This window comes from Microcoleus sp. AR_TQ3_B6, assembly GCF_036702785.1.
Lineage (GTDB): Bacteria > Cyanobacteriota > Cyanobacteriia > Cyanobacteriales > Microcoleaceae > Microcoleus.
This window is the reverse complement of the sequence record NZ_JAUBVJ010000044.1, coordinates 1-12,392: the sequence shown is the minus strand read 5'-3', so window position 1 is coordinate 12,392 and position 12,392 is coordinate 1. Positions and strand designations below refer to the sequence as shown.

Sequence of the window (12,392 nt, the reverse complement as noted above, 5' to 3'; positions counted from 1 at the left end):
CATTTATAAACAATAGCTGACGCAGGCGTGAGCGCTCTATTGTTGTAGATTCAACATAATTGCCGATCGCAAAAAGATATCAATCATCTACATGGCGACACATTTTTTTACTCAATAACTGAAACCTTTGTGATGAGAGGCTTTTGAGCCTGTGTAAGTATATTTACAGGGGGAAGTTCAGATTAAAGCCTCCTGTGATTTTTCATCCCTGGATTAAAGCGACAGGGTTTTCAGGTTCTTTCCTATAACCAGCCCCTAATTTCCGCGTCGGTTAGCGTTCTCTCCAACTTCACATACTCAGTCCGAGCCGCAATCAGCAAGTGTTTCATCTGCACGGGTTCCCCGGCATCTGCTGCCATAAAAGCTGCATTCAAGGCAATATTACGGATATTCCCCCCTGCTACGTTTAGCCGCCCTAATTTGACACAATCCAGTCCCTCTGTAGGCGTATTTTTTGGGAAAATTCGCCGCCAAATTTCAGCCCTATCTTTGGCATCTGGGAAACTATATTTCACTACAAATCGAATCCGGCGTAGAAAAGCTGTATCCAAAGAATCTTTTAAATTCGTTGTCAAAATCGCTAAACCTTGGTAAGATTCCATGCGTTGTAGCAGATAGCTAACTTCCATATTGGCATAGCGATCGTGGCTATCTTTGACATCAGAACGTTTGCCAAAAATCGCATCGGCTTCGTCAAATAACAAAATTGTCGCTCCACTTTCGGCAGCATCGAAAACCCGGCGCAAGTTTTTCTCAGTTTCGCCGATATATTTGCTGACTACAGAACTTAAGTCAATTCGGTAAAGATCGAGTTGCAATTCCCCAGCTAGCACCTCTGATGACATAGTTTTTCCAGTTCCAGAGGTTCCGGCAAATAAAGCGCTAATTCCTAAACCTCGATCTCCTTTACCTGCAAATCCCCATTCTTTGTAAACTTTGGTGCGTTGCCTGACATGAGCGGCAATTTCTCGCAAGGTTTGGCGTTCTGTTTCTGGTAATACTAAATCATCCCAAGTGGCGGCGGGTAAGATACGTTGAGCTAAGTCATCTAACCGGGGACGAGATTGGGCGCGACAGATGTCCCATAATTGATTTCGGATTGTAGCGGGCGGATTGATTTTACTTGTTTGTGGGGAAGGAAGATTATCTGTAAAACCTGCCCCGATTTTTTCGGGGTTTTGACTAATCATTTCCTCACAAACAGCATAAATCGTGGGGGCGTTAAGGTTGAATTGTTCGACTAATACTTCTACTTGTCCGTTGAGAACAGGTACAAATTCTTTTAAAGCGTTTTGCCAGATTTGTCGTTGTTCTTGTTTTGTGGGTGGATGGATATCAAAAGTGATGAAAGGACGCCTTGTAGTTTTACGGCGATCGCGCGTTATTATAATTATGGGACTGGTGATATTAACAATCAGTTGAGCGATGGCGTTCTCTTTTGCTCCATCTTCTGAGTCCATTTCATCGCAGTCTAATAACAAAGCAGATCGCATCAACTTCGCTTCTCTATACCAGAGTAAAATCAAGTTATTCAATTCGGCAGTAACTGTCGGAATTACTCTGGTAGATATTACGGCTAATTTAATTCCTAAGATTTCACAGGCAGTGGATGCGATCGCCAATTTAGATTCTACTTCAGCCCCGCATAATTGTACTATTGGTAATGGGTAATCTGTAATTGGTAGTGAGTCCAGAGAAAAACCATTTTGCTGCTGTACCCAGTTTTTTGACCACAGTGCTGCTATTTGAGATGCTATTGTCGAGTGCGAACCGCTTAACTGCTGGTGGCGCGATCGTACCATTTCTTCGCTAGCAGAGACTGGCTTGATAATACCTTTAAATGCTTCATCTAAACAATCTACTCCTATTAAATAGTGCAAAATTCGCTCGTTAATTCTCAACTCACTATGGGTTATAGTTTTACCGCGCACAACTTCAATTAACTGCCAGCGACGTAACGGAGCATCTGGAGAAAGAGCACTCCAATGGGGTGCGGTTAAAGCTGACATTGCCAGATTAAATGTAGGATAACTTAGCTGTCCATTTCCCTGAGCCTCTGCGCACAAAAAATCAAAGTTTTGCTGTAATTCCATGCCTGCACATAACAGAAGTACCTCTCGCTCGAAATCAGATAAATTGAATGCAATTGCTAGTTCTTGTAATGCTGATGGAAAAGGCATTACTGACGCCGCTGCCAGTTCCAATCTAGCTTGTTCTACCTTTAATGAGAATAGGCAATTTTCCGGTTCAGTAATATAACTTGATAAGATTTGCTCGATTACTGCTACCGATGCCCTCAGGTATTTAATATTGGCATCCTGCCATTGACTGCTTTGTTTAATGTTCATTTAAGAGTATTGCTTACTTATTGTGCCAAAACATTAGTCAGGACTTACGCAAGAAATCATTTTTTACAGTATCTGTAGTTGTAAGGTGCGCAGGACCAGCCTGGTCTAGTGTGGTGAAAAAGGCTCCCAAACACCTGAAAGAAGGTTGACGATGTTAGCGGAACCGTCAAAGAGGATCGCTCGATTGGACTTTTTTCAAGCGCGCGAGGGAATAAACAAGATTGATGGCCGATCGCGAACACCTATGATGACGTAAATACGTCGAGTGCACGCCTGCGGCGATCTGTTACTACGTACCCTACTGTACTCAGCTTGGCGGTGGGTAGTTTACCCAATTACGACGCACGGACCCATATACCCACTATCCCCCTCTACATCGAGGGGACTCTCGGCACCATCGATCTGCACGCGTACCAAATATTCTCCTCCCTTCACATCCAAAATCGGAAACACCACCGTGTCGATAGGTTCATCACGGGGTTTGGCTGTAAAAATGTAACCCACCGGATTGTTATTCGATCGCTCGTTCAAAAACAATAGCACCCGCTGGTTCCTACCAATGGTTAAATCAACTTGCACCTGGAATTCTGCCACATACAGATCGTCCTCGTTTCCCCATAAATCCAATACTTCTGGCTTTCCTACAATCTGCGGACACAAGACAAAAGGGAGTACATTCGACGCTATTGCCCGATCGGGCTCAGTGGGCGTCAGCTTCACGATCGGATGCAACACGCACAACTGCTGTACCCCCGCCCGCAAACTTTGCTTTTCTTCTTCTGGTAGCAAAGATAAATTCAACTGCAGCTCTTTTTCGCTCACCTTTTGCGGCGTTACCCTCGCCTCGCCGATTCTCACCTGTACTCCATCGGCCTGCAACTGCTTGCCACGCATCATCAATATACTACCCGCTACAATCGGTTGATTTGCCCCCGCTTCTGAGATCGCTTCCTCAACCATCGGCTGGTTGGGCGTTGTATAAAATTGTACGCTCTTTACTGGCAAGGCTCTGGGGCTGTGTTTGTTGCCTTCAATCAAAACTGCACCGCCTTGGCAAGCAAAAGATAGCACATACGGTGTTTGGAATAACACTGACCAAATTTTCGATAGTTCCTCCGTATTCATCTTGCTCGGAACAATCGTCACCCGATCGACTTGCTGTTCCAAGGTAGAATCTGCCAAATATCTAAAACTCGAGTGATTCAGCGTCGCTCGAATCATCTCAGGCGTGAATATCGGGTTGTCAACAATGGTACGCACAGCGCTACCGAGCAAACGTTGGGGTTCCAACTCTATGTCATTGCCGTAAAACGTCATGATGTAGAATAGGTCCAACGCCGCTTGGGCCTGTTTAGTTAATTCTCCCTTGGGGCGACGGTTGCGTAAGTCGGCATTCTCCCAAGCCCGACTGGGTGTCGCTTGATACAGATAAATATTCACTCCTACTTCTGGCGTTTTACCCCCACTTGCTTCAGGGCGCACGGTGGTAACCTTGGCTCCTGGTAGATCGAGTTGGATCGCCGATTGCAAAAGCCTTTGCAGGGTGGCTGTGACGGTGGCGATCGCTAGATAGTTACTCATCTTCTCTAAAAGTTAATCCAGGTTAAATTTAAATTTTGATGAAAGTTATTAAGAAAAAACACAATTTATGCAGATTTCTGGTCAACAAAGTTTAGTGTACTATAATCTATGTCAATTATTCGATTAGCCACTTTAGCTTAGCTGAAAAATGGTATAAATCAGATAAGGCATTTAGGATTGATCAGAACACGAGTCCAAAGATCAGCCTCACTTAACAATTAGCAGCGATCAGTTATCAACAAAAAGTGGTGCTTCAACTTCTTCATGCAAATTTACATATAAGAATTTGAATAAGCAAGCCACCAGCTTAAAAATAGTAACAAGGATAACTGGTAGATGAAATATGGTAAGTGAGTATGGTATGCGGTAATTAGTAAATTTTTCCCTTTAAGGAAGAAAGCTATGGCAAGACTTGATTACTTTGCCCCTGGTGTATACGTCGAAGAAATTGACCGAGGTAGTCGCCCCATAGAGGGCGTACAAACCAACATCGCTGGCTTTATTGGCTTTACCGAAGCGATTCGCAATGGTGCCGAAATCGGCAAACCGATGCTAGTCACCTGTTGGAATCAATATTTAGAATACTTTGCTAAAGAAAACTCCGATGGATTCACAGATTTTGGTGCCTATTTACCTTTCGCCGTTAACGGTTGGTTCTTAAACGGAGGCGCTAGGTGTTGGATTGTTAGCATCGGTACCGAACTCCCAAAACCCGCAGAAAGGACGACTCAACCAGGACCAGAATCCACCGCACTGACGGTGAAAACCTCTGCCAAACGCGAATCTTTGCAATTTATCCTCAAGCAGGGAGAAGAAGAAACAGATACTAGCGCAGTCAACGTAGAAATCTTACCCAGCGAACCGAGAGGTTATCCCGAAGATCCAAACACCCCAGCCCCTGTCCCCGCTGAATTCTTCACCGTAGTCATCAAGCGCGACGGGCAAGAACTCGAAAGGCACGAACAACTGACGATGGATCGGAACGTGCAGCCAGAGGTAGGCGACTATGTAGTGACCAAACTCGAAGAAGCATCACAGTACGTCACCGTCATAGACTTGACCCAACGCGGGCTGCCGCTTACCCGCCGTCCCCTAGACGGTCAATACGAAGTCAGCCCTCCCCCTCTTTTACCGACGCAGGAAAACTTGTACGGATACGTGCGAGGGGTGCGCGACGATCGTAGCGGGATACAAGGGTTATTCGAGATTGACGAAATCACGATCGTCGCCTGTCCAGATTTAATGCTGGCGCACAAACAGGGCTTGATCGATCGCGACCAACTGCACGGACTCATGGACTTGATGGTAAGTCTGTGCGAAAACGCCGCACCCAATCCGCCCAATCGCATGGTGGTTTTGGATGTTCCCCACGACTGCATCAAACCGCAACACGTAACTAATTGGTTAGATAATGAATTTAACCGACGTTCCATGTTTGCAGCGCTTTACTATCCGTGGATTAAAGTCCCCAATCCCCGTAATGCTGGAAAACCGATATTAATCCCGCCTTCGGGTCACATGATGGGGGTGTGGTCGCGCACAGATGAAACGCGAGGAGTCTACAAAGCACCAGCAAATGAAACTCCGCGCGGCGTCATCGGATTATCTTACGATTGCAACTTCCGGGAACAAGAATTATTGAACCCCAAAGGGATTAATTGCCTGCGCACCTTCCCCAATCGAGGCATTAAGATTTGGGGCGCAAGAACATTAGTAGAACCGGAAAAAACCGAGTGGCGTTATATCAGCGTCCGTCGCTTGATGAGCTATATCAATAAATCGATCGAATTAGGCACTCAATGGGTTGTATTTGAGCCAAACGATCAAGATTTGTGGGCAAGAGTACGGCGGACAGTTAGCAATTTCCTCGAACGACTGTGGCGTGAAGGCGCATTGTTTGGTAGCAGCCCCGAACAAGCGTTTTACGTCAAGTGCGATGAAGAAATCAATCCCCCTGAAACGATGATTCTAGGTCGGTTGTATATTGAAGTTGGGGTTTGCCCAGTCCGACCAGCAGAATTTGTCATCTTCCGCATCAGTCAGTGGAACGCTCAAGATGACCAATAAAATTAGGTAAGGGGCGAGTGAAACGAGGGAATGGTAATGAAAACAAAAATTACCAATTACCCATTACTAATCATCAATTACAAAATCAAAAGGAGTTGAATTATGCCAGAAAGCACCGATGAACTATTAGTCAGTTGTAGGTTTTATTTTGAAGCTGACGGTCTGACAGATAAGCAAATTCTGGAAGTCTCGGGTTTAAGTGCTGAAAGCCCAGCCGCCGGGGCTGACAAAGTAATGGGCTCGAGTAAAAACGCAATGAACTTGCGTCAGGCTGCTCCCACCCGAGTCAAATATACTCCGGTTGTCGTCAAAGTTGTTGCTACTACTAACAAAGACCTTTACAAATGGTACGAAGATTGCAACAAAAATGCTGGGGGTAAGTCGGAATGGTCCTCAAATCGGAAAGCCGCTTCGGTTACTGTTTACGACCAAGGAGGAGAGATGAAAGCCCGTTGGGAGTTGCAAAATGCTTATCCTACCAAATATGAAGGGCCTAAACTAGAAGCTGGATCGAATGATGTGGCTAACGAAACCATAACCCTAGTACACGAAGATATCAAACGAGTACAATAGGTAATTTGAGATTTGAAATTTGAGATTGAACAGGACTTACGTTTGCGCAAGCTAGAAACCATGTTTTTTGCTGAAATTTCTAGCTTGTGCAACTATTTTTCTTCTACAGAAATCCGTTTGTTTTAAGCCCTGCTTGAATTTAAATCGGAAATCTGACCTCAGAAATCTAAAATTAGCCAGAAGGTAAAATGCCAAACCTGATTAACGCTTTTCCAGAAATCCTCACAAATTGCCGATTTTATATCGAATTAAAACTAGAGGGCAGCCAAGAACCAGTTGATGCTTATTTTATGGATTGCAAAGGGTTTAAACGCACTCAAGATGTCATAGAAGTTACCGAGGTTACACCCCAGCGTTGGGGTGCAGCAAAAATGGGTCAGGTTGTTTGCACAAAGGTTCCGGGGAATGTTAAAACTAATAATATAACCCTACGTCGGGGCATGACTAACTCCACAACTTTGTGGAAGTGGTTTGAAGCAGTTCAAGAAGGAAATTGGGCTAAACAACGTCGAGATGGTTCTTTAACTATTTATGACCAAAGTAATAACTCACAGGCAATATTCCAGTTTCAAGGAGCTTGGCCTATTAGTTACGTTGTTTCTGATTTAAGTTCTGCTGGTGGGGATTCGGAAATTGAAGAAATGGAAATTGCTGTAGAAATATTTGCTCGGCAACAATAAGCGGTAAGGTTTCAAGATGTTTCAAATGGAATTTGAATTTACTTTACCAAAAGGCTTTTTAGATGCAGATGGAAATTTACACCGCAAAGGTGTGATGCGTTTAGCCAAAGCGATCGATGAAATTTTGCCATTGCGTGACCCCCGCGTTAAGTCTAATCCTGCCTATTCTACAGTAATTATTTTATCGAGGGTAATTACTAGATTGGGTGCATTAGAAGAAGTAACTCCCACGGTAATTGAGGATCTTTTTGCTTGCGACCTGAATTATTTGTACCAATTTTATCGTCGCATTAACGAGTTGGAAGAAGACGTAGAATCAAAAGAACCTACAAAACCTTCTAATTAACAGTTAGGAATTAGCATTTAGCAATTGGTAGTTACCAATCACCAATTATTAATTTTCTCGCTGTAATTTAAGTTATTTAGGAGTTCGCGAACTTGCCCAAAAACCGGATTTTTTACCAATGGAAAGACTCTGTTGTGACCCGTACATTTAATAAAACCCCCCGGTTTTTCTGTGCCTGTACGTAAGTCCTGTTATTAAAAATTATGCGTATTATTTCTATCTAATATGGGAGGGGTGCTGTGAGACTCGCCGATTTAGTAAATTCAGTTGGCAGCAATTTTAGGGAGGTAGCAAACTTTATTTGCTACCCATTTCAAAACCTATCTCGGATAGCGACCCGCCACGCGCAAAAAGAGTATGAAAACGTTGAGTTACCCTGGGGTAAAAAGACTGAAACGCGGGAAAATTCGGTTGAGCAATCTAATATACCTGTGGAAAGAAGAAACTCACAAGCAGACAGGATGCTTAATCCCTACTCCCCACAAAAGTTATTGAACGAACCTAATGCTAGGATATCGCAAGTAAAAGTAGCAAGCAGTAGTTTAAATGAAATAGCAAACGCGGTAACGATTGCAACGGCAGATCGGTTAGCGAGAAAAACATCTCCCAGTGCAAAAACTCTACCCATTTTACCAACAGATATAGAAATTCGCGGGGGTCGTCGCGGTAAGTATCGAGTTGAAAAATGTTTAAAACATGGGGAAATAGTGCGGTTGTATCAAGGAATTCAGGTTGAGAATAACAAGCCTGTTTTAATTAAAGAATATTTGTTAACCGACCGGGATTTTAATCAAAAAGAAGCAAAAGAGCGGAAAGAAAAGTTTGAAAAGCTAGCGAATTTGAACTTCAAGAATGGGGTAGGAAAGGATTTTCGTTTGATTAGTCCTTGGGATGCGATCGCACCTAGCAACGAAAAACGCTGCTACCTAATTTTCGAGCAACCGATTCACAATAGCCTAACTTTGAGAGAGTATCTGCTAAAAAGCGGGGCTATGACTCCCCAACAGGTGCGCGGAGTTTTGGATCAAGTATTGCAAACACTTTGGTTTCTCCACAGTCACAGACTGCGAGCTTTTGATTACGAGATCGAGCAAGGCTTGCCCCACGGTTATCTCAGTCTTGATAGCCTTTTAATTGCGAGTAGCAGTCAGCCATCTGCCCTAGATCAACCGCAATTTTTTATCTACGTAGCCGATTTAGCCCTCTGGGAAGATTTATTTAAACCACCCACTGCCAATTTTAGCGAGCGCTCACCCAAACAAGATTTAATCGATCTGGGATATGTAAGTTTTTATTTGTTATGGGGAACAACAGTAGACCCTGATACCGCTCAACCGCTTAACCCCAAGTTTGAACAACATTGGCCTGAAATTAAAGATACTAGGCTGAATAAATTTATCCATCGTCTATTAGGAATTGACCAGCCATTTAAAACAGCTTTTGAAGCAAGAAAAGAGTTGTTAGCACCCCAGTCAAGGGAGCTTGAAACGCCACTAGACGTAACAGCAGAAACGGACAGCTTGGAAAAAGAAAATACTCAGAAATCTTCTTCGTTATTTCGACTGGTATTAACGATTATTCTTTTGGGTTTCCTGGCGGGATTGTTGGTGCAAATTATGTTAAGATGGCGTCAGCCGTCTAAAGTTGAAGGGCTTGTTTTTAATTCTTCGGAACCCTGCTGCCTTGCCCAGATCGATCGAGTTCCAACTGAAACAGTTACGTACATAACCGAGGCTGATGGAATTTGGAGTTATATTCTTAATACAGTTAGTTTAGTTTCTTACAATAAAACATTTGTAGAAGAACTAACCCTTCGCGAGCCGAGATTAAAAACATATACGCTCGAGATTTCAAACGAAAACATAATAGAAGAAATTAGACGGAAGAGAGCAGACTTTGCCCTTACTACTTTTATAAAAGATTTACCCGATGATATGGAGCAGGTGGAAGTTGCCTATGATGGATTGGTAGTATTTGTAGCTTTCAGCGATAACAAAAGACACCAGAGTGTTCCGAATGCTTTGAACGGCAAAATTACGCTTGACCAATTACGAGAAATTTACACAACAGGAAGCTTGAGCAACTGGTCTCCTCCAGAAGGGATTAGCCAGAACATCAAGGTTTATATGCCAGTTGATAATCCTCAGGCTGTTAAATTTTTTGAAGAGTTAGTGTTTAAAGGAGATCCACCTCAACAGTTTAAAAAGTTGGCGGAAAAACTGATTAGAGAGGCGCAGCAAAAAATAATAAATCAACAACCAATTAATGAAAATTATATTTTAGGAGAAATACTAAAAGATTTCGAGCAGAATCAAACGGTGGGATTTGGTTTTGGTTTACTCAGTCGCGTGTTTAATCAATGTGCTGTTTATCCCTTGGCACTAGGAAAAAAGGAAGAAGAAGTTGAGCCATTAGTTCAACAGCTTGGTAACCAAGTAAAACCCATAGAACCGACGATTGATTTATGTAATGATAAAGGAAGTTATTGGCCTAATGTTGAAGCATTTAAATCTGGTAGCTATCCATTAAGTTACCGTTTGGTAGTAGTTTATCCCAAAAAAGATAAAACGCAAGCGGTTGCAGGAAAAAAATTTGCCGAACTGCTAAAAACGGATGAGGGGCAACGTTTGCTGAGCGAAGCAGGACTGGTATCATTGCGAACTTTACCTAAGAGGAATTAAAAGATGAATGTAAAGAAAAAAAATGAAATGGCTCAATTGATTGATAAAGTTATTTTAGATCCAATGTTGATGAGGAAACTGAGTGATAGAGTTTATGAATTGATGCTGGAAGACTTGAGAAATACTCGCGATCGTGCTGGAAACTATAGAGGGAGGGTCTGATGTCTAAAAACGGTGAAGACACGCACGCACTGAACTACGTAACTGCTAATCGCTTTTACGTGGAAATGGAAAGTAGTATTACGGCTTCGTTTAGCGAGTGTTCGGGATTAGGAGTCAAAATCAAGAAAGAAACTTATTTTGAAGGTGGTGTCAACGATCACCAACGGATTGTTTTAGGTCAAGCTGAGTTTTCAGATATAACTCTAAAACGCGGTATTACCGATGATTTTGTTTTTTGGGATTGGGTAAGTAATACCTTAAGCAATGGCAAAAAAGAACGGCGGAATGTAAATATTTTGCTCTTTAACCAAGCAGGGGTAACCATGCAATGCTGGACCTTAGTAGCAGCCATTCCAATTGGTTGGAAAGCGCCAGCACTCCAAGGCAATTCTAACACGGTGGCGATTGAAGAATTGACCCTAGCTTATGAGGGATTGAAGATAGCCAAATCAGAAGGAGGAGGCGCGATAAAACTGCAACCGGGGCGCCATGCATCTGGTTATTTCTTATAGCAAATTAGTGTAAAACTCCGCTTGGGAGGCAATGATTATGACTTTAAAGCCTCTAGGGTTGAAAGATTCTTTAATTCAACCCACTCCTCTGGGAAATGACGTTAAACTCCAGCGATCGCTGTCTCCTTTATGTCAGTCTTTAAATCCCCTAGGGCAAAGGTTGCAGCCATTTGGTAATTCTGTGCTTCAGCCATTAGGAGAGGTAAATAAAGATGGGGAAATTGGCAACTGGGGATTAGATGCAGGGACGCCAATAAAGGAAGATGGGGAAAATTTTGCTGGAGGAATTCCTCAGTTTTTCGATAATCAATTACCTATTCGAGCTCGACCTGAGATTAACTCAAATTTAGGCGAGATACCTAATACACAAGATTTGGTCGGAAATTTTCCTACAAATTACCCCTCAAAAAATGAGCCTTTATCTCTAAATGCAGCCGCATTGAATAGTGCTAACGCTGCAACGGAAAATATCGCTCAACTTAAACCATTGGCAATTTCAAAACCTTTAGTTCAAACATCTGTTTTTGAGATTTCTAGCTTATCAGGCTTGCCTCAATTTACACAAAAGCAAAGTACATCGAGTTCTGAGAATCTGGTTTCTACTTCTGGAGAAACTTCTAGTTTATCTAATTCGATGCCAAGGAGTACGGTTGATATATCCAACAACGTATCGCCAAGAGTTTCGGCAAAGCCAGCCAATAATATTTCTACTTCTGACTCCTTAGATTTACCTCAAATCAGCAGATTCAACGATAATTATCTAGGTTTTAACAGCCTCTTAAGCTCTCAATCTATAGCTAAACCTTTACCACAACCGCCAACAAGCTTTTCGGGCCAGCTAAGTTTAGATAGAGAAAGTTTGCCTTCTTCATCTATTACTAATATGGGAAAGGTAAATGCGATCGCACCTACCTCTCCTAACTTAATTCAATCTAAACCTTCTTCAGTACCACCTCAAGAATCTGTATCACTACAGCCAGAAATAAGGGCAACAAAAACCGAAGATTTAACTGCTAAAGCGGATGGAGAAGTGGATGCGATCGGAGCAACTTCTTCCAACTTAATCCAAACCCAAGCTAATTCAGGATTACCTCAAGAACCTCGATCGCTACAACTAGAGTCAATTGGAAAACAAACAGAAAATTTAACTAATAGAACTGAGGTAGAGATGGATGCGATCGCACCAGCTTCACCAAACTTAATCCAAGCCAAACCTTCTCCAGTATCATCTCCAGAAACTGTAGTGTCACAACCAGAAATAAGTCGAAAGCCACCCAAAAATTTAACGCCTCAAACAGATGGAGAAGTGTATGCGGTTCCCAACTCTCCCAACTTAATCCAATCAAAACCTTCCCCAGTACCAACTCAAGAAACAGAAAATTTAACGCCTCAAACAGAAGAAAAAGTAGAGGCGGCCCCAAATTCTGCCAACTTAATCCAAT

10 protein-coding genes are annotated in these 12,392 nt (G+C 42.8%); 8 read left to right on the top strand and 2 right to left on the bottom strand.

What is annotated here, in order from left to right:
• Positions 1–242 precede the first annotated feature (242 nt).
• Positions 243–2,348 (bottom strand): ATP-binding protein, encoded by a 2,106-nt coding sequence (locus tag QUB56_RS20540; RefSeq protein ID WP_332957674.1) that lies wholly within the window; start codon positions 2,346–2,348, stop codon positions 243–245.
• A gap of 327 nt (positions 2,349–2,675) precedes the next feature.
• On the bottom strand, positions 2,676–3,929 hold the full coding sequence (locus QUB56_RS20535) for a DUF4255 domain-containing protein (RefSeq protein ID WP_332957673.1): 1,254 nt from the start codon (positions 3,927–3,929) through the stop codon (positions 2,676–2,678).
• Positions 3,930–4,331: 402 nt separating this feature from the next.
• Between QUB56_RS20535 and QUB56_RS20530 the strand changes: the two genes are divergently transcribed.
• The 8 genes from QUB56_RS20530 to QUB56_RS20495 all read left to right on the top strand — a co-directional run.
• Complete coding sequence (locus tag QUB56_RS20530) at positions 4,332–5,996, top strand: phage tail sheath C-terminal domain-containing protein (protein ID WP_332957672.1); 1,665 nt, start codon at positions 4,332–4,334, stop codon at positions 5,994–5,996.
• A gap of 102 nt (positions 5,997–6,098) precedes the next feature.
• Positions 6,099–6,569 (top strand): phage tail protein, encoded by a 471-nt coding sequence (locus tag QUB56_RS20525; protein ID WP_332957670.1) that lies wholly within the window; start codon positions 6,099–6,101, stop codon positions 6,567–6,569.
• Positions 6,570–6,757: 188 nt separating this feature from the next.
• Positions 6,758–7,249, top strand: a complete 492-nt coding sequence (locus QUB56_RS20520) for a phage tail protein (protein ID WP_332957668.1) — start codon at positions 6,758–6,760, stop codon at positions 7,247–7,249.
• 16 nt (positions 7,250–7,265) lie between these two features.
• On the top strand, positions 7,266–7,595 hold the full coding sequence (locus tag QUB56_RS20515) for a hypothetical protein (RefSeq protein WP_332957667.1): 330 nt from the start codon (positions 7,266–7,268) through the stop codon (positions 7,593–7,595).
• Positions 7,596–7,834: 239 nt separating this feature from the next.
• Positions 7,835–10,276 carry a substrate-binding domain-containing protein gene (locus QUB56_RS20510; protein ID WP_332957665.1) on the top strand — a complete coding sequence of 814 codons (2,442 nt, stop codon included), beginning with the start codon at positions 7,835–7,837 and terminating at the stop codon, positions 10,274–10,276.
• 3 nt (positions 10,277–10,279) lie between these two features.
• Positions 10,280–10,438 (top strand): hypothetical protein, encoded by a 159-nt coding sequence (locus QUB56_RS20505; protein WP_332957664.1) that lies wholly within the window; start codon positions 10,280–10,282, stop codon positions 10,436–10,438.
• The gene (locus QUB56_RS20500; protein ID WP_332957663.1) at positions 10,438–10,950 is read left to right on the top strand and encodes a phage tail protein; all 513 of its coding nucleotides are present in this window, start codon (positions 10,438–10,440) and stop codon (positions 10,948–10,950) included. The genes QUB56_RS20505 and QUB56_RS20500 overlap by 1 nt, the downstream gene beginning before the upstream one ends.
• Positions 10,951–10,987: 37 nt before the next feature.
• A partial coding sequence (locus QUB56_RS20495) for a hypothetical protein (RefSeq protein ID WP_332957661.1) occupies positions 10,988–12,392 on the top strand: 1,405 nt, incomplete at its 3' end.